15 protein-coding genes are annotated in these 18,981 nt (G+C 65.8%); 5 read left to right on the top strand and 10 right to left on the bottom strand.

Translation table 11 applies throughout. From position 1 onward, the window contains the following. Positions 1-3 precede the first annotated feature (3 nt). The 8 genes from AB4879_RS19500 to AB4879_RS19465 all read right to left on the bottom strand — a co-directional run bounded on the left by AB4879_RS19500 (position 4) and on the right by AB4879_RS19465 (position 12,752). Positions 4-1,731 (bottom strand): amidohydrolase, encoded by a 1,728-nt coding sequence (locus tag AB4879_RS19500; RefSeq protein ID WP_370508901.1) that lies wholly within the window; start codon positions 1,729-1,731, stop codon positions 4-6. Between the two features lie 76 nt (positions 1,732-1,807). Continuing rightward, positions 1,808-3,802: an Ig-like domain-containing protein gene (locus AB4879_RS19495; protein ID WP_370508900.1), complete on the bottom strand. Its 1,995-nt coding sequence runs from the start codon at positions 3,800-3,802 to the stop codon at positions 1,808-1,810. A 51-nt stretch (positions 3,803-3,853) separates the two neighbouring features. After that, entirely contained in the window at positions 3,854-5,227 is a 1,374-nt protein-coding gene (locus AB4879_RS19490) for a flavin monoamine oxidase family protein (protein ID WP_370508899.1), read from the bottom strand. A gap of 29 nt (positions 5,228-5,256) precedes the next feature. After that, entirely contained in the window at positions 5,257-6,030 is a 774-nt protein-coding gene (locus tag AB4879_RS19485; protein ID WP_370508898.1) for an amino acid ABC transporter ATP-binding protein, read from the bottom strand. After that, the gene (locus tag AB4879_RS19480) at positions 6,027-7,496 is read right to left on the bottom strand and encodes an ABC transporter permease subunit (RefSeq protein WP_370508897.1); all 1,470 of its coding nucleotides are present in this window, start codon (positions 7,494-7,496) and stop codon (positions 6,027-6,029) included. The genes AB4879_RS19485 and AB4879_RS19480 overlap by 4 nt, the downstream gene beginning before the upstream one ends. 45 nt (positions 7,497-7,541) lie before the next feature. Then, positions 7,542-8,426, bottom strand: coding sequence for a tRNA glutamyl-Q(34) synthetase GluQRS (gene gluQRS, locus AB4879_RS19475; protein WP_370508896.1), 885 nt, complete (start codon positions 8,424-8,426; stop codon positions 7,542-7,544). Positions 8,427-8,460: 34 nt separating this feature from the next. Continuing rightward, the gene (locus tag AB4879_RS19470; RefSeq protein WP_370508895.1) at positions 8,461-10,218 is read right to left on the bottom strand and encodes an ABC transporter ATP-binding protein; all 1,758 of its coding nucleotides are present in this window, start codon (positions 10,216-10,218) and stop codon (positions 8,461-8,463) included. Next, complete coding sequence (locus tag AB4879_RS19465; RefSeq protein WP_370508894.1) at positions 10,215-12,752, bottom strand: ABC transporter ATP-binding protein/permease; 2,538 nt, start codon at positions 12,750-12,752, stop codon at positions 10,215-10,217. Before AB4879_RS19465 ends, AB4879_RS19470 begins: the two co-directional genes overlap by 4 nt. A gap of 419 nt (positions 12,753-13,171) precedes the next feature. Between AB4879_RS19465 and bfr the strand changes: the two genes are divergently transcribed. After that, positions 13,172-13,660: a bacterioferritin gene (bfr, locus tag AB4879_RS19460; protein ID WP_036341926.1), complete on the top strand. Its 489-nt coding sequence runs from the start codon at positions 13,172-13,174 to the stop codon at positions 13,658-13,660. A 194-nt stretch (positions 13,661-13,854) separates the two neighbouring features. On the opposite strand, the gene AB4879_RS19455 is transcribed toward bfr, so the two are convergent. Beyond that, positions 13,855-15,234, bottom strand: a complete 1,380-nt coding sequence (locus tag AB4879_RS19455; protein WP_370508893.1) for a rhodanese-like domain-containing protein — start codon at positions 15,232-15,234, stop codon at positions 13,855-13,857. Between the two features lie 218 nt (positions 15,235-15,452). On the opposite strand from AB4879_RS19455, the gene AB4879_RS19450 reads away from it, so the two are divergent. Beyond that, on the top strand, positions 15,453-15,722 hold the full coding sequence (locus AB4879_RS19450; RefSeq protein WP_036341925.1) for a metal-sensitive transcriptional regulator: 270 nt from the start codon (positions 15,453-15,455) through the stop codon (positions 15,720-15,722). 22 nt (positions 15,723-15,744) lie between these two features. Beyond that, positions 15,745-16,143, top strand: coding sequence for a DUF302 domain-containing protein (locus AB4879_RS19445; protein ID WP_102809593.1), 399 nt, complete (start codon positions 15,745-15,747; stop codon positions 16,141-16,143). On the opposite strand, the gene AB4879_RS19440 is transcribed toward AB4879_RS19445, so the two are convergent. Next, positions 16,140-17,204: an ATP-dependent DNA ligase gene (locus AB4879_RS19440; RefSeq protein ID WP_370508892.1), complete on the bottom strand. Its 1,065-nt coding sequence runs from the start codon at positions 17,202-17,204 to the stop codon at positions 16,140-16,142. The two genes, AB4879_RS19445 and AB4879_RS19440, sit on opposite strands and share 4 nt — an antisense overlap. An 86-nt stretch (positions 17,205-17,290) precedes the next feature. On the opposite strand from AB4879_RS19440, the gene ligD reads away from it, so the two are divergent. Continuing rightward, on the top strand, positions 17,291-18,343 hold the full coding sequence (ligD, locus tag AB4879_RS19435) for a non-homologous end-joining DNA ligase (RefSeq protein ID WP_370508891.1): 1,053 nt from the start codon (positions 17,291-17,293) through the stop codon (positions 18,341-18,343). 158 nt (positions 18,344-18,501) lie between these two features. Continuing rightward, positions 18,502-18,696 (top strand): PASTA domain-containing protein, encoded by a 195-nt coding sequence (locus AB4879_RS19430; RefSeq protein ID WP_102809604.1) that lies wholly within the window; start codon positions 18,502-18,504, stop codon positions 18,694-18,696. Positions 18,697-18,981 lie beyond the last annotated feature (285 nt).

Below are 18,981 nucleotides of genomic sequence, written 5' to 3'. Positions count from 1 at the left end.
TGCTCAGCACTGGTGAGGGGGCGCCCCACCGATGAGCGCTTGGTCGTAGCGCGGCGCAATTCCCTTGACCGCCGCCATGAAGCTGTCGATATCGACGCGGCGGGCGGAAACCCAGGTGCCCAGTGTTTGGATGGTCTCCTGCAGCCGCTCCGGGGCGACGGTGTGGGGGTCGGTGTTGAGCAGCACGAAGTCGGCGAGCTTGCCCGCCGTGATCGAGCCGATCTCGTGATCGCGCTTCTGCTGCCAGGCGGCGTTGATCGTGTGCGCCTGCAGCGCCTCGTCGAGAGTGAGTGACTGCTCTGATGCGTGAACCGTCCCGGACGCGCTGCGCCGGGTCACGGCGTTCTGGATGTTCAGCCAGGGCAGCGGTGGTGACAGGTAACCGTCGTTGTGGAACGTCGGCCGGACCCCGCCGTCGTAGGCGTCCCGATACGGCTGCCAGCGGGCTCCGTAGGACGGCTCGAAGATCACGCCGTCATACAGGTCGCCCCAGTAGAGCGCCTGGAACGGTGACATCGAGGCAGTGACGCCAAGCGCGCCCGCCCGTGCGCACTGCTCCCTGCTGGGGGTGGCGAAATGCTCCACGCGCCAACGGTGGTCGGAGCCGGTGAGCCCGAGACGACTCAGTGCCTGCTCGTAGCCGTCGAGTACGACGTCTATCCCTGCATCGCCGTTGATGTGCGTCGCTATCTGGAAGTCCTCGTTGCCGAATTGGTTTACCAGAGTGAGAAACTGATCCAGGGAGTAGTTCAGCACGGACAACCCCGGGGCGGAACCCACCGGAACGTCGGCGATCCGCGCGCGGGCGGAGTCCAGATAGGGCACGCTGATGGCGGCCGTCCCGATGGACGGGCTGCCGTCCATCCAGATCTTGTACCCGACGCGGCGGATCATGCCGGACAGCTCGCCGAAGTCCATGTCCGAGTGTGCCGCCGGATCGTAGGTGGTCTGATACAGCGAGTACCGGACAGGGCAGCCGGGCAGCGCCGCCAGTGCCTCCATCGGCGCACGCAGCCGGCTCACGAAGCCCAGATCCCCGACCGCGGTGAAACCGTTGCGCGCCAACGTGGAATACCACGCGCCGAGATTGACCAGGGGTGACGGGACAACTCCGGGCAGGAAGGCACTGAGCGCCATCAACGTTGCCTGGGTCTCGAATCCGACTCCGCCCGCAGTCCCGTCGGGGCGACGGGTCCATCGCGCGTCCGGGGTATCGGCCGGCGGTGTGGCATTCTTCCAGCCGAACAATTGCGTGGCGCGGGAGTTGAAGTACAACGCGTGGCCGGTGATGTCGAAGATGAGAGCCGGATGGTCCGGAAAGTAGCGGTCCAGGCTGGCACGGTCCGGCATCGGGATCGACAGCAGCAGCCGGTCAAGGCCGTTGAACAACAGCGGTTGTCCGGCAGGCGTTCTTGTGCGCAGTCCGTCGAAGAGCGCCTCCACCTCGGTCCAGCTGGGAAAGCCGACGAACGGGGCTATCCAGTGGGACGGCTGCTGGCATAGCACGGCGGCGGGAACGGGATGATCGTGTGCCTGGATGAGCCCGGGCATCAACACGGTCGAGCCGAGATCCTCGACCGAGGCGCCCGGCTCCGCAGCCTGGCATTGAGCGAGTGAACCCACCGCCGTGATGGTCCCGGTGTCGTGGTCGACGGCGACGGCCTCGCCCCGGGGGTGCTTGGGGTCCATCGTGATGACCGAGGAGGCCTTGAGAATCGATCGGTTACCCACCAGTGCTCCTTTTCGGTGTACCGGACGGGCCGGCGCACGGTTGACCGTTACCGATGATGCCGCAGCGGAAGTCGTTCTAGGCCACGAAAAACCGGTCGAAGCGTGAGTCGTAGGCCTGCTGCCGCGCAACGAGTTGCTGCGCCCGCTGCTCAGGGGTGACGTAGACGGTGCTCGACGGCAGAGCCGATGCCAGGTCTTCCACGTGCACCACGCGCGAGGTCACTGTCGGCGGGCCGGCATCTGCGTTGGCGTTCGGCAGTTGCCACCGGACGAACAGACTGCCCTGGGAGAGCCCGCCGGTGTCGACCCAATTGGCAACTCCCGGATCTGTTTTGGACAGCACCAACGTGTAGGAGCCGTCCGGATTCTGCACGGCCTGCGAAGAGTTCAAGCTGCTCTGGTGATTTCGGTAGTCGGGAGTGATGGTCCACGCGTCGGTGACCGGGGTGGTGAAATACCCGGCGTCGCCGAGTGTCACCGTGATCACCATCGCCTGGTCGTCGTCGAGGTGGAACAACGTCGAGCTCTGTCGTTGCGTGGACAGGGTTCCAAAGGTGTGGGTGGGCTTACCCAACGAATTGACCGGCTGGATGAACGGCAGCAGCATCAACCCGTAGAGCGCGACTCCTGAGGTGAGCGCCAGTGAGACGGCCCCGTGCACCAATTGGTCGTAGGTCTTCGGGGCGGCAGCCGGAAGCGCGTCAACGCGCTGGACCGACAACTCGACTGGCGAGTCCGTCCACTGCCCCAGCGTGTCGCGGATGAAGACCTGCTGAGCGTCGTGGGTCATGTGCAGGTGGTTGGGAGTGCCATCGTCGGATGCGGAGTTCACCGTGATCGTGAACGTTCCGTCCGGATTGACCACGAGATCGTGTAGTCCGATGTTGTCCACCGAGTTCGTGACGTTCGGGTCGGTGTACACCGAGAAATTCAGGTCAGCCGGCGGATCGCCGACGAACTTGCCGGTGATCACGTACGAGTACTTGGCGTTGACCGGAATCGTCCGATACACCGAATCGGGATTGTCATATGCCCACCGGCCGCCCGCGATGGCCAACGGGCCCCAGTCGTGGGGTGGAATCTCATAGGTGAGGATCTTCGGGCGAGCTGGGTCGGAGTTGACCATCCGCATGGCGACACCGAAGGTGAACTCGTCAAGGGCTTGGTTGAGCCGGGTCACGTTACCGGCGTCCAGCCCACCGGCAGGGAGGTATTTCAACGCCGCCAGAGCGATCCACCATGGCCGCAGAACGTTCTTCGTCCATTGCAGCTGGGGTGAATTGGCTATCTGCGCGGCCAGGGCTTCCATCTGGAGCTGATCCGGCGGAGCGGGCGAGTCGGGTGCGACGGTGACACTGATCTGCGTCTGACCGCCGGTCGGGTCGGCGTTCAGAACGCCGGCGAGGTTGATGTGGAATGGATTTCCGGCGTGGTCACTGGGCTGGACGGTGAAGGTGTCGGTGCCGCCCGAGGCGGCGAACTCGGCGTTGGGCACGTAGGAGAACGTGCCGTCAGCCTTGATGATCACGCTGCCGTGCGCAGGCGCAGAGGTCAGCACATAGGAAATCCGGTCGCCTTCGCGATCGGTGGCATTGAGGCTGCCGGTGACGACGCCGTAGGGGGAGGTGCCGTTTTGGGCGGGGTCGTAGCCGATGGTGGGTGAGGCGTTGAAGAAGGTAACGCCGACCTGTCGCCGTATCCACTGGGCTGCGGCCGCCAGCGCGTCGTCAGGCGCGGGAAGACGTGCCGGTGCCTGACCGGACCGGCGGGCCGCGACCGGCTTCGTCGGGCGCGGTGAGCGAGCACCCACCGGGCGCGAACTGTTCATCGAGCCCCTGGTATCCCGGGCAGCACTCGAAATCGAGCTGTTCGCTGAGGGTTTCGCGGCACTCGGTGCCCTGACGGCGCCGGAGTGAGCGCGTGAGGACGCGTGATCGGCGGTATTGGGGTCGGCGGAGGCCAGGCCGGGGCTCACCGCCATCCCGATACCGAGGAACAACGCCAGCGCGCCGACTCGGCCGACGAGTCCACCGTAGCCACGGCCATCACAGTGGACGGCGAAACGGCTCATCTCAGGACCCCCGGGCAAACGGTGTGATTACGATGCGTAGCGTAGCGTAAGTCAGTCGGTCAGCGCGGCAACAACTTCGCGGGCGGCCCGCTCACCGGCGTCGACTGCCCCCTCCATGTAGGCGCTCCAATACGTCGCAGTATCGGTTGATGCCCAATGGATCACGCCGATGGGTGCCGACAGAGCCGGACCGTAGGCCGTCCACACATGCGGGCCCAGGTTGGCGTTGTAGCAGCCGCGGGTCCACTGCCGGTCCGACCATTCGCCGTCGACGTAGAACTCGGGATGGGCGGCCTTGCCGCCGTAATGGCGCACCAGCTCGGCGGTGAGCGCCGCACGGCGTTCGTCTTCGGGTAGGCGACCGAAGGTGCGGGCCTGTTCGCCCTCGAGGAACATCAGGATCACCCCGTGATCGTCGCCGGGGATGCAGGTGTCGTTGGACATCCGGGCCGGGCCGACATCGGAGATCAGCTGGCCGTTGAATCCGTCAGTGCGCCAAAAGGGTTCGTCGTAGACGAAGAACGCCTTCATGGCGGACCCATTGGGCAGACGCTGCGTGAGCTGATCGCGCGTCCCGGGAAGCGGAGGGTCGTACATGATGCGGCCCGCGAGAGTCGGTGAGATGGCGACGATCACACGGCGCCCACGGGCGACCACTCCGCCGCGGCAGTGCACGCTCACACTGTCGGCGGAGTGCTCGATCAGCTGTACCGGGACCCTCAGCATGATGTGATCGGCGATCAGCGCGGCCAGTCGGCGCGGGATCTCGGCCGTGCCGCCGACGAACCGGGTGGTCTGGGCGCCTCCTTCGGATTCGGCGAACAGCTCCGAGGTCACCCCGCAGGTCTGGATGGTGAACAGCAGGTGCAGGAATGACACCTCCGCGGTCGGCACCGCGAGAATCCCGACCGTGCAGATCTCCACCAGGGTGCGGGCCACCGGCGACAGTCCCTGGGCGTCGTACCATGCGCCCGCGGTGATGGAATCCCATTCGGCCGCTTGGGTTGCCGACCACGGAGCGTCGACGGGCACCTCGGTGGCGAGCTCGTCCAGCCGGCGCAGTACGCGCTCCAGCTCGGCCAGTTCGCCGCCGAATCGTGCGTGGAATTCGCTCTCGCGCAACACTCCCGACCCGACAAGGTCATAGGACGTCTCACCGTCGTCGAACTGTGGGTAGGTCTTGACGCCGAGTTCGGCGGCCAGCCTGAACATTCTTTCGTGGGTGTCGCCGATCCATTGGGCGCCGAGCTCCACGGGTAGGCCCGGGATGACCTCCTCGGTGAGGATGCGACCGCCGACGCGCTCGTCGGCTTCCAACACGACCGGTGTGAGTCCGGCCGCCAGCACCGTGCGGGCGGCGATCATTCCGGAAAGCCCGGCCCCGACAATCACGACGTCCGCGTCGACCTGCGTCTGCTTCGGCATCTGGACACTGTGGCACAGCGCCGGTCCGGCTACAGGGGATTGAGGACCCGTTCGAGGAACTGGCGGGTTCGGACTTCCTTCGGATTGCCGAGCACCTCGTCGGGCGGGCCCTGTTCGAGGATCACTCCACCATCGGTGAACAAGACCTGGTTGGAAACCTGTCTGGCAAATTGGATTTCGTGGGTGACGATCACCATCGTCCAGCCCTCGACGGCCAGTTCCTTGATCACCGAGAGCACCTCGCCGACCAGTTCGGGATCCAGTGCCGACGTCGGTTCGTCGAACAACACCAGCTTGGGCTTGAGCGCCAGTGCCCGGGCGATACCGACCCGCTGTTGCTGTCCGCCGGACAATTGGTAGGGGTACTGATCGCGTTTGTCGGCCAGTCCGACCTGGTCGAGAAGTGTGACCGCGTCGGCGATCGCTTCCTCTTTAGGGCGCTTCTGCACGATCACCGGGCCTTCGATGATGTTCTGCAGCACCGTCTTGTGAGGGAAAAGGTTGTGACCCTGAAACACGAACCCGCTTTGCGACTGAAACCTGCGCACCTCGGATTTGGTTGTCGGCGTGGCGAAGTCGATCTCGACATCGTCGATCCGGATCACGCCGGCGTCGGCGCGGTCCAGCGCGTTCAACGTGCGCAACAACGTTGTCTTGCCCGACCCGGACGGCCCGATGATGGCGGTCGCCGTTCCGCGCCGCACCGTGAACGACACGCCCTTGAGTACTTTGTTGTCACCGAACGCCTTCTCGACGCCGTCGGCGACGACCCGGTAGTCGGTTGCGCCGCTGGTGTCAGTCATCGCGCCACGTACCTTTCCAGCCGGTGCTCCAGGCGGCTCTGACCGAACGAGAGCACCAGGCAGATAATCCAGTAATACGCTGCGGCGGTGCCGTACAGCGCGAAGAACTCGAAGGTGGGCGCAGCGGCCACCTGAGCGGTACGCAGCAGTTCGGTCACCAGGATGGTCGATGCCAGCGAGGTGTCTTTGACCAGTGATATCAGGGTGTTGGACAGCGGTGGGACCGCAACCCGGGCTGCCTGCGGAAGGATGATCCGTCGCAGTGCACCGGCGTAGTGGTAGCCGATGGTCTCGGCGGCCTCCCACTGACCTTTCGGGATGCTCTGGATCGCCGAGCGGATGATCTCGGCGGCGTAGCCGCCGACGTTGAGACTGAACGCGATCACCGCCGCCAGGAACGGGTCGAGTTTGATGCCGATCTGCGGCAGTGCGTAGAAGATGATGAACAACTGCACCAGTAGGGGTGTGCCGCGGATGACCGAGATGTAGAACCGCGCGATGTTCGACACCACCACGTTCCTGGACAGCCGGCCGAGGGCCACCACGAGCGCGATCACCAGACCGATGGCGAAGCTGATGACGGTCAGCGGGACGGTCACCGTGATCGCGGCCTTGGCCAAGGGCCACAAGTTCTCCCCGATCAGCTGCCACACCGAGCGGTGGCCGGCTTCGGCGCCCCCGGATGCGGGTGCACCGGTGGCGTTGGCTTTCAGGTACTTCTGGGAGATCGCGGCCAACGTGCCGTCGGCCTTCAGCTCGTCGAGGGCGCGATTCAGATCCGGCAGCAGACCGCTGTTCTTTCGGGCGGCGAAGCCCTGTTCGCTCTTGTCGCCGATCGTCGCGCTGATCTTCACCGATTGGTTGTCGGTCTCGGCCTGGTAGGCGTGAAAGGCGATGCTGTCGTTGACCACAGCATCCACTCGGCCCTGATTGAGCAGGGTGATCGCCTGGGTGAATCCCTCCACCGGGGCCACCGTCGCCCCCGCGTCGCGGGACACCTGCGCCCAGTTGCTGGTGATGCTGGCACCGGCGGTCTTGCCCTTGAGATCGCGCAGCGAGGTGATCGAATTGTCGTCGGCCCGGGTGATGATGACGCCTTCACCGACCGAATACGGTTCGGAAAGGTCGTATTTGCTCTTGCGCTCCGGGGTGATGGTCACCTCGTTGGCCACCACGTCGAACCGGTTGGCTTCTAGCGCGGCGAAGATGGAATCCCACGGTGTCTGGACGAATTCGACTCTCTTGCCGAGTTTCTCACCGACCGCGTTGGCGACGTCGACGTCGTAACCGGCGAGTTGTCCGGTGGCGGGGTCCTGGAAGCTGAACGGCGCATAGGTGCCTTCGGTGCCGACCCGCAGCACACCGGAGGACAGCGGGTCGCCACTATCGGACTTGGCGCAGCCGCCGATCAGCACTGCGGCGACCATCGCGATGGCCAGCAGTGCTGCACGTGGTAGATGACGCATTCGGCGGACAGTAATGCTGTGGGAGATGCCCGCCAAGGGTTGCGATCAAACCGGTTGATACACCCACGGGTCGCGGGGCAACCTGGCCGGGTCGAAGTGGCGCAGCAGCTCGGCCATGTTCGACGACGGCCAGCCCAGCGATTCGGTGATCAGGGCGAACGTCCTGGCCACTCCGAGTTCGGCCAGGGTGACGGCGCCGTCGCGTTTGGCCAGTCGCTTGCCTTCGGCGTTGAGGACCAGCGGCACATGGGCGTACTCCGGCTGCGGGTAGCCGAGGAGCCCGGCCAGGTAGGCCTGGCGAGGGGCGGACGCCAACAGGTCGTCGCCGCGGACCACCTGGTCGATGCCGGAGCGCGCGTCGTCGACCACCACGGCCAGGTTGTAGGCCGGCACCCCGTCACCGCGGCGCAGCACGAAATCGTCGACGACCCCGGTGTAGCGGCCATGGATGAGGTCGGTGACGGTGAATTCGCCGGCTTCGGCACGCAGCCGCAGCGCGGGCGGTCGCCCCGTCTCTCGTTTGGCGGCCCGCTCGGCGGTAGATAGGTCACGGCAGGTGCCCGGATATGCCCCTTCCGGGGCGTGTGGCGCGCGCGGTGCGCTGAGGATATCTTTTCTGCTGCAATAGCATTCGTACACCAGGTCGCGCTCCGCCAACCCGGCGATCGCCGTGTCGTAGCGTTCCCGCTGCCGGGATTGCCATTGCGGTTCACCGTCCCATGTGACACCGATAGCGGCCAGGTCGTCGAGTTGACGCTGCGCCACGTCGTCGTGGGTGCGGTCGTCGAGATCTTCGACGCGCATCAGGAAGTTTCGGCCTGCCGAGCGGGCGAACAGCCACGCCAGCACTGCGGTGCGCAGGTTGCCGATGTGCAGGTCGGCGGAGGGGCTGGGAGCGAACCGGCCTGCGCCCGGCGTTGGGCGAGTCACGCCCGCAATCTAGCTCAGGGGATCCGCCGGCCGCTCATCCGACCTGGCCGGCCCTGTCCGCGGCGATCCGCCATCCCGCGCTGGTTTCCTGTTGCCGCCAGAACGCCGCGAAACGCCCACCACGTGCGGTGAGTTCGTCGATGCTGCCTTGTTCGACGACCGTGCCCGCGTCGACGAACAACACCTGGTCGACGTGCCGGATGGCGTCGAGGCGGTGCGCGATGATCACCCGGGTCCGCAACAGGGGATCGTCGTTGATCGCCTGGGTGATCGCCGCTTCGTTCTCGGTGTCCAGCGCGCTGGTCGCCTCATCGATCAGCAGAATGCCCGCCGGCTTGACCAATGCCCTTGCGATGCTGACCCGTTGGCGCTCGCCGCCGGACAGCGCGCCACCGGCCTCGCCGACGGTGGACTGTGCGCCGTCGGGAAGGCGCTCAACGATGTCGTCGACACGCGCCAAGCTCATCGCCCGGTGCAGCGCGTCGTCGTCGGCCTCGGGATGCCCGACGCGGATGTTGTCCGCGATCGTCCCGTCGAACAGGTACGGATGCTGGAACACCACGCTGACCACAGCGCGGCGTGCGTCCGGATCGATATCGGCGGTGTTGATGTCGCCGAAGACAATCTGGCCGCGCTCGGGGGTGTGCAGCCCGGCGATCAGCGACAGGATCGTGCTCTTGCCGGAACCGGACGGGCCGACGATCGCGGTGGTGGTTCCGGGTTCGAGGGTGAACGACAGGTCCTTGAGTACCTCGGTTCCCTGGTAGCCAAAGCTCACCGAGCGGAATTCGATTCGGGGAGGCAATGATTCGCCCAACGGCAATGCACCTCGCGCCGGCTGTGCGGTCACTGGTGCGGTGGTGACGGTGTTGAGCCGGTCCAGCAGGCCGCGGGCCGATTCCACCGCCCCTGACAAGTCGGCCAGCACCGTGAACGGTTCCAGGAAGCGCACCATGACGATGGCCAGCGCCACCGCCTCGGGTGCACCGAGTTGGCCGCGGAGGGCCAGCGTCGTGATGGTGGCCGACAGCAGGATGAGCGCGACCTGGCTGGCCACGCTGAACAACAGCTGACCGGGGATCTGGAACAGCAGCAGCCGCGCGGTTGCGCCCCGCACGGCGGTGAGGGCTTCCCCGGTCTGGCTCCGGGCGGCGGTGACGCGGCGGCTGGCCCGCAACGCCTGCTGGGTGCGAGCGAATTCCACCAGGCGTTCGGTGAGAGCACTGTGGGCGCTGGCGTCGGCTGCGTCGGCGGCCCGGACCAGTCGCTGGCTGGCGACCAGGGCGCCGAGGAGGAATGGCAACGCGATCGCCGCCGCCACGCCGACCTGCCAGGAGATCAGAAACAGGCCGGCTGTGATCGCAGCGGGCAACAGCAGTGCACCGACGAAGGGACTGAGCAGGTTTGCGACGAAGCCGACAAGTTCCGGCGCGCTGGCCGCGATGGCCTGGCGGGCAACCGCGGTGTTGTCGGCAGTGAACCACCGCAGCGGAACATCGGTGAGCCGGTTGGCCATCGAGTGCTGCGTGGTGTCGGCCAGGGTGAACCCGAGACTGAAACCGATGCGGGCCACCACCATGTCGACAACCCACCCGCCGGCGGTGACCGCGGTGAGCGCACCCACCCACGGCCATGCATCCGAGGCGTGTGGACCGAACAGCGCGGCGAGCAGCGGCACCAGCAGAAGCGCGCTGGCCGCTCGCAGGATCACCGAAATCAGCGTCAGCGCAGCGTAGCTGGTGAGCTGGTCGCGACTCTCGGCAGGAATCAGCCGGATCAGGGTGCGGATCATCGGGCGGCACCGGCCAGTCGGCCGTCCCACAGCCGTCGGTAGCGGCCGTCGGTGGCGAGCAGCTGCGAATGGGTGCCGACCTCGGCGATGCGGCCACCGTCGAGTACCACGATCTGATCGGCACCGGTGATGGTGTGCAGTCGGTGGGCGATCACCAATACCGTGCGGTTGTCGATCAATGAGCTCAGAGCCTGCTGCACCAGATATTCGGATTCGGGATCGGCGAAGGCCGTGGCCTCGTCGAGGATCAGGATCGGGGTGTCGGCCAGCAGTGCGCGGGCGATGGTGAGGCGCTGCTTCTCACCGCCCGACAGCGGGGTGTTCGCCCCGATGACGGTGTCGTATCCGTCAGGCAACTGCAGGATCCGGTCGTGGATCTGCGCGGTGCGCGCTGCCCGTTCGATATCAGCGGGTGCAGCCTCCGGACTGGCGAGCGCAATGTTGTCACGCACGGTGCCTGCGACCAATTGGATGTCCTGGAACACGAACCCGACCCGGGTGTACAGCTCGTCGGGGGACATGGTGCGGATATCGCGGCCGTCGATGCGGATCGCTCCGGCATCGACGTCGTGGAAGCGCGCCAGCAGTGCCGCCAGGGTGGATTTGCCCGAGCCCGACGGACCGACCAGAGCGGTCACCGTTCCCGCCGCGAGGGTCAGCGTCACGTCGTGGATCACCCGGACGCCGGGGCGATAACCGAAGCTGACCGCGTCGAAAGTCACGCCTGCCGGCGCGGGGGATGCGGGCACCTCCACGGGCCGGGTGCTCAATTCGGTGTCGTCAAGCGTGACCGCGATGCGCCGCGCGGCTTGCGTCCCTTCCCGGATGCCGCCAAGGCCGTAGGCGATGCCCAGCAGGCGACTGCCGAACGTGGTGCCCAGCAACAGGAATGGCAGCAGTGCGGTGGGCGTCGTCCAGCCGGCGGCCACGAACGCGGTACCCGCGGTGACGATGAGCCACAAGAACGTGCTCGGTCGGGTCACCAGATCCATGAAGGTCTTCTTGCCGATGAACGGGCGCTGCCATTCGTTGAGGAACGCGATGTAGCCGTCCAGTCGGCGGCGGAACGACGAAGCCGCCGTGCCGCCGAACACCCGAATGACCGGCTGGCCCTCCAGGAATGACGCCGACTCCCCGTTCATCTGCTCGGCCCAGCGGGATGCCTCGGCGATCTTCGGGCCGCTCTGATAGACCATGGTCCAGGTGGTGACGATGTAGACCAGGATCGGCAGGAACAGGATCAGCGCCATGCCCCAGTCGACGGCGAACAGGTAGATCAGCACCGCGATCGGCGCGACCACCGCCGCGACCGCGTCGCACACCGCGTGCGTCACCAGGTAGTGCAGCGACAGTGTGTCGTCCTGGATGAGCTTCTTCACCGAGCCCGATCCGCGTTCGGTGAACCAGCCCAACGGCATTCGGGCCAGTTTGTCGAGTAGTCGGCGCCGCACCTCGGCGCTGAACCGCATATCGACCACATGCAGCCACAGCACCAGAACCGCACCCAGTGTGGTGCCGGTGGTCAGCAGCACGACGAACACGGTGACCGTGTTCCACACCCGGGATTGGTCGGCGCCGCTGAGAAGCTGCTGCGCCAGCTCGGCCAGGACCACGAACGGGGCGAGTTGGAGCAGTGTGAGCAGTGCCTGCAGCACGCCGGCGACGATCAGCTGCGACTTCACCGGTGCGAGAAGGTCTTTGCCCGCCTGGGACCGCCACGTGCCCCTGGCGGCGGTCGACTGTGTCGGTGGCGTTGTGGGCGCGGCGCTTTCAGTGGCCGCGGCAGCGTCGTTGCGTGTGCTGCCCATCTCGCGCCCTCGCGTCCAGTACGCCTGGGCTTTCACTTCGGTCTTGGGGAATCCGAACGTGTCCTTCAGTCGTTTGCGCAGATGTTTGAGCGCACCGGCCTCCGGGCCGGCCCAGGCCGACCAGTTGGACCAGTCTCGGTTCTCGATGGCTGCTGCCAGTGATGTGTCGTCGGTTCGGGTCACCCAGTGCAGGCGGCGGCGCGGGTGCTCGGCGAGGGGGATGAGTTCGTCGTGGTCGCAATGGCGTTCGAGGTACACCTCGACGTCGACCTCGGGTGGCAGTGCGGCGACGATCGAGTTGATCGCCGGGATGGATGCCGAGTCCCCGATGAGCAGGAATCCCGCCGGGAGTTCGTCGGGCACCGCGAACGGCGACGATCCCAGCGACACCGCCGCGATGGTCATCCCTGGTGCGGCGGCGGAGGCCCACGTGCAGGCAGGTCCGGCCGGGTCGTGGAGCACGACGTCGATGGCGAAGCGGCTGGCGGCTGGATCGGCCCAGACGAGCGTGTAGGCGCGCTGGAACTCGGTGCTTCCCCCGGCCGGATCGGGAAACCAAAACCGTAGCCAGGTCGTCGGCCCGGCATCGACGTCGTCGAACAGGGTCGGCGAGGACATGGTGATCCGGACGCAGTGTGGTGCGATGTGCTCGACGTGTTCGACCGTCGCGAGATGGTCGCGCCCTCCGAATCCGCGCAGCATGGCGCCTTGGAGACCTCGTCCCATCACGGTGTCCTCTGCTCGCGGATCATCGGTTAGTTAGCTTAACCTAAGCTAACTAACGCGCCAGGCCTCCCTCTCCCCGCCGGGTGTGGCCGTACGCCGATGGCAAGTTGTCGGTTCGAATACCGAAAATTTCGTCGGCGACAATTACGTAATGCGCGATGTCGCGCGGGACTTATTGCGGGGTGAAAAACCAAGCCCAGACTTACTACATTCTCGTGAGGCCAGCCCAGCCTCATCTAAGTTGCCGACGGCTTCGCAACGTGCCAAAGTGCAAGCGCGACAACACCGATCTGGTGCTGCGAGAACCGCCGCTCACGCGGTGGTCCTGTACTAGATTCACCCCATACGGTATTGAGTAGTTACAGCCCAATTCGGCAGCCCGCTAATTGTGGTTTGAGCGCGATGACAGGAGAAAGTGAATGCAGGGCGACAGCGAGGTTCTCACGCTCCTGAATCAGCAGCTGACAAGCGAACTGACCGCAATCAATCAGTACTTCCTGCACTCCAAGATGCAGGACAACTGGGGCTTCACCGAACTGGCCAAGCACACCCGAGACGAATCGTTCGACGAGATGCGCCACGCCGAGCGCGTCACCGACCGGATCCTGATCCTCGATGGGCTGCCCAACTACCAACGCATCGGCACGTTGAACATCGGCCAGACGATTCGCGAACAGTTCGAGAGCGACCTGGCGCTGGAGTACGAAGTGGTCAACCGGTTGAAGCCGGCCATCGTGCTGTGCCGCGAGAAGCAGGATTCGACCACGGCCAACCTCTTCGAAGACATCGTCGCCGACGAGGAACACCACATCGACTACCTCGAGACGCAGCTCGAGCTGATGAACAAGCTCGGTGTCGAGCTCTACTCGGCGCAGTGCGTGTCCCGCCCCCCGGGCTCGCTCGACTAGACCGTCAGCTGTCCCCCGGGGCTCGCGATCACCGGCGCGGCTCCGTGCGCCCGTTGCACTGACACCGCTGTTCGGGCGGGATCGCCCGCATCACACCTTCGACGTGTTGGCCGCAGCCGTCCCACGTCGTCTTGCCACAGGCCGGGCAGTTGACTGCGTAGCACATGTTCTGAATTCCTTTCGTTGATCTACGGTCACACGGTCGCGTGCGCGGCGACCCACGCGTTGTATCCGCCGAGCAGGTCGGACACGTTCTGAATACCGTTGGCGCGCAACAGCGATGCGGCCACACTGGAACGCCAACCACCCGCGCAGTGCACGACGATCGGCTTGTCGGTGGGCACCTCGTCGAGACGAAGGCGCAATTGAGCCAGCGGGATGTGGATCGATGCGGGGATGGCACCGTCGTCGCGCTCGCCCGGGTTGCGGATGTCGATCAGTGTCACCGCCTCGTCGGCCAGCAGCCCATCCAATTCGTAGACGGTGGTGCGGGGTGCGACCTGCACCAGGTCCCCGAGTTCGGCCGGGAACCTCCCGTCGCGACCCACGTTCAGGTAGCCGATCGAATCATCAGATCCGATGCGGGCCAGCCGCACAGCCGCCTGCTGCTCCTCGCCCGGGTAGGCGATCAGGACGATCTGCTCACCGACTTCGGCCACCATCCCGCCGGTTTCGGCGAAGCGGCCGTCGAACCCCACGTTGATCGACCCGCGTAGATGCCCGGCCGCGAAATCCTCGACGGTACGCGCATCGATGATCCGGACGCCGGCATCGAGCGCCTGGCGGATCTGCTGTGGCGTCATCTCGGGCACTGCGCGGTCGTGCTGCAACAGGGGGTGAATCCGCTTGTTCATCGCGGCGTCGGAGGCGAAGTAGGCCGGTGCCGCGGGCTGGCCCGATGTGACCAGCGCGACGAACGCCTCCTCGGTCATCGGCTGCACGGACGGATTGCTCGCGCGTTGCTCGCCAATGGTCGAGGTCAGCTCGCTGGACAGGTTTTTCCCGCACGACGAGCCGGCTCCGTGGGCGGGCATCACCGCAACGCTGTCGGGCAGACGCAGGAGCTTGTCGTGAATAGTGTGGTACATCGCCCGGGCCAGATCGCTGGTCGAGCTGTCACCGATGTTGACAAGGTCCGGTCGGCCGACGTCGCCGATGAACAGCGAATCTCCGGTGAGCACGGCGGCGGGCTCCGCTCCGGCGCGCTCGCGAACGAGCACACTGATCGACTCCCACGTGTGTCCGGGGGTCGACAGGATCTCGAGGTCGACATCGCCGAGCGAAAGGTGTTCCCCGTCGGCCAGCCTACGGATGGGGTAGTCGGTCTCCGCTGACTCGCCGAAGCCGATCCACGCCCCGGTCGCGTCGACCAATTCCAGGTGTCCGGACACGAAGTCGGCGTGGAAGTGGGTGTTGATCACGCCCTCGATGGTGAGCCCGTATCTGCGTGCGTCAGCCAGGTAGTCGCTGATGTCGCGGCGCGGGTCGACGACGACCGCGCGCCCGGTGGTCTCGTCGCCAACCAGGTACGAAGCGTGCGAAAGGCACTCGATGTAGTACTGCTCCAGGATCATGGCACGTCCTTTCAATCTTTTCGGCCGCCGCTCGCGACGGTCCGTCAGACTGTTCTACATACCCACCGGGGTATATATTCCCGACCAAGTGAGATACCCAGGTGGGTATGCCGACGGGAGCGGGTACGGGGAATGGACCCGCCGGGTGGGTCGTTGTTACGAGTGCTTAATACCCCCACGGGTAAGCTGACACTAAGTAGCGAACGAAGGGACTCACCATGGTCGGCGATCAGGACGCCATCGAAGCGGTGCTCAACCGGCTGCGCCGGGCGCAAGGTCAGCTGGGCGGCGTCATCTCGATGATCGAGCAGGGCCGCGATTGTAAAGACGTGGTCACCCAACTGGCGGCCGTCTCACGCGCCCTCGACCGTGCCGGCTTCAAGATCGTCGCCACCGGATTGAGGGACTGTGTCACCGGCGAGGCATCCGGGGCGGACAAGCCCATGACCGAGGCGGAGCTGGAGAAGCTGTTCCTCGCACTCGCCTAGCAACGACGACAAGGGAGTCATCATGAGCATCGCGTTAACCGCCAGCCTCGACACACCTTTCGACGATGCCGTCGCGCGGACGCGTAAGGCGCTGGCAGATCAGGGTTTCGGTGTGCTCACCGAAATCGATGTCAAGGCGACGATGAAGAACAAGCTCAACGAAGACATGGAGAACTATCTGATTCTCGGCGCCTGCAACCCACCGCTGGCACACCGTGCGATCGGGGTCGACCGTCAGATAGGCCTGTTGCTTCCGTGCAACGTCGTCGTTCGCAGTGACCCGGATGATCCGGGCCGCACGCTTGTCGAGGCCATGAACCCGCAGCTGCTCGTGGACGTGACCGAAGAACCGCAACTTGCGCCCGTCGCTCAGGAAGTGGCCGATAAGCTCGGCGCCGCCATCGCGGCGCTGACCGCCTAGCCGAGACCAGGCACGATCTCGCTGAGACTGAAGGTCGCGGGCTGCTCCAGTTGCTCGTAGGTGCAGGAGCGTGGATCGCGGTCGGGCCGCCAACGATTGAACTGGGCGGTGTGCCGGAATCGCTCACCTTCCATGTGGTCGTAGCGCACTTCCACCACCCGCTCGGGCCGCAGCGGCACGAATGACAAGTCCTTGCCGGCGTTCCATCGAGAGCCGGCATTCTTCTGGGGCGTGCGTTCGCCGGCCTCGAGTGCAGCCCAGTTCCACGGGTGCGAGTCGAATTCGGTGACCAGAGACTGCAATTCGGTGAACAGTCGGCGCCGCTCGGCCATCGGGAACGCCCCGATCACACCGACCGACGCCAAGGCCCCGTCGTCCTTGTAGAGCCCGAGGAGCAGCGAACCGATCGCGTCGTCGCTCGACTTGTGCACGCGGTAGCCGGCGACCACACAGTCCGCGGTCCGCTCGTGCTTGATTTTGAACATCACCCGCTTGTCGGGCTGGTAGGTGATCGTCAGGGGTTTGGCGATCACCCCGTCGAGCCCGGCTCCTTCGAATTCCGAGAACCATCGCTGCGCGGTGTCCGCATCCGTGGTCGCGGGCGTGACATGGAACGACGGGCCGGCATCGGCCAAGGCCGCCATCAGAGCAGCGCGACGCTCGCTGAACGGGCGCCCGGTGAGATCGTCGTCGCCGAGCGCGAGTAGATCGAACGCGATGAACGCGGCCGGAGTCTTCTCGGCGAGCATGCGTACGCGGGAGTCCGCAGGGTGTATCCGCTGTTGCAGCGCCTCGAAGTCCAACCCGCCGTCGGTGGCGATGACGATCTCGCCATCGATCACGCACCGCTGCGGCAACTCGGCGAGCGCGGCGCTGACCAACTCGGGGAAGTAACGCGTCATCGGCTTCTCGTTGCGGCTGCCCAGGACCACGTCATCGCCGTCCCGAAAGCAGATTGAGCGAAACCCATCCCACTTCGGTTCGTAGGAGGCGTCGGGCGGCATGGTCCGCACCGGCTTGGCGAGCATCGGCGACACCGGGGGATTGACGGGCAGCTGCATGGTTTCATTCTCGTCTCGTGCGAGGGGGCTTCGCGCGTGAGTAGGTTGAATAGCGTGAGCAGACCCCGACTCAACCGGTCGTTCTGATGGCGACCAAGGCCGAAGAGGTCGACGTCGACGGCGTCGCCGTCAGGCTCACCAACCCGGACAAGGTCTACTTCCCCAAACTCGGGTCGAACGGGACCAAGGGCAAACTCGTCGAGTACTACCGCACAGTGGCAACGGGCGGACAGCTGCTGACCGCATTGCGCGACCGCCCGACTCACCTGCAGCGCTTCCCGGATGGCATCGACGGTGAGGAGATCTACCAGAAGCGGGTGTCCGAAAAGCGCCCCGACTATCTGCACACCTGCCGGGTGACCTTTCCGTCCGGGCGCACCGCCGATGCCCTGAAGGTGACCCATCCGTCGGCGATCGTGTGGGCCGCTCAGATGGGCACAATCACGTTGCACCCGTGGCAAGTTCGCTGTCCGGACACTGATCACCCCGACGAACTGCGGGTGGACCTCGACCCGCAACCGGGTACCGGCTTCGACGAGGCGCGCACCATCGCCATCGACATCCTCAAGCCGGTGCTCGACGAGCTCGGCCTGGTCGGGTATCCGAAGACGTCCGGCGGCCGTGGTGTGCACGTGTTCGTCCGGATTCGACCGGACTGGGACTTCACCGCGGTGCGTCGCGCCGGGATCGCGTTGGCGCGCGAACTCGAACGCCGCGCGCCGGAACTGGTGACCACGTCATGGTGGAAAGAGGAACGCGGCCAGCGGGTCTTCATCGACTACAACCAGAACGCCCGCGATCGCACCTTCGCCAGCGCCTACTCGGTGCGCGCGACGCCCATCGCCACCGTCTCCACCCCGCTGACCTGGGAAGAACTGGCGGACGCCGATCCCGACGAGTTCACCATGGCCACGGTGCCGGCGCTGATCGCCAAACGAGGCGACCCGATGGCCGGCCTGGACGAGGTTGCGCACTCGATCGATGCGCTGCTGGAGATGGCGGCCGCCGATGAGGAGCGCGGCCTCGGCGACCTGCCCTACCCGCCCAACTATCCGAAGATGCCCGGCGAACCGCCGCGCGTGCAGCCGAGCAAGAAAGTCGCCGCGCACTGGGATGAACACGGTAACCCGAAGAAGTGAAAGGGCTACGCGGACTGATCATTACAGCGTCGACGGTGTTCCTCCTCGGGGCATGCTCGTCGGCAGGCCAACCCGTCGTCGCGACTGATTCGGCTGCCACAACCGCGGCTCCGGCGATCACGCGGAGCCCGCAGGCGCGTTCGCGCGAAGCGCTGGTCATGCCCGACCTGCGGGGAATGTACTGGGCCGACGCGGATCCGGCTCTCCGGACACTGGGCTGGACCGGGGTGCTGGACAAAGGCCCGAGTCTGCCGAACACCCCCTATGCGCGCAATCAGATCGCCGTGCAGACTCCGGCGCCGGGCCAGGTCATCGCCAGCGACGCGGTCATCACTCTGCAGTTCGCCGCCTGACCAACGTCCACTCGCGAACGTGACGCCAGGGTGTCGCACGGCGCGCTCTGACATCCACGTGTGATCGCCAGGCGGGTTGGCTATTGCCGACGACGCAAGTTGTGGTAGACACTCAGCAAACTCGCTTAGGAATTTCTCAGCTGAGCGATGTGGCCGGAGCGCAGGGGGAACCATGAGGCACAGCGGCAGCGGACACGGCGCTCACCGCGCCCGGCGACCTCGCCGTCAGCCGTATGCGTGGCTGGGTGCCGGCGCCGTGACCCTCGGTCTCGGCGCCGCCCTCGC

Origin of the sequence: Mycobacterium sp. SA01, assembly GCF_041287105.1 — a bacterium.
Classification (GTDB): domain Bacteria; phylum Actinomycetota; class Actinomycetes; order Mycobacteriales; family Mycobacteriaceae; genus Mycobacterium.
This window is presented reverse-complemented; position numbering and strand designations above follow the sequence as displayed.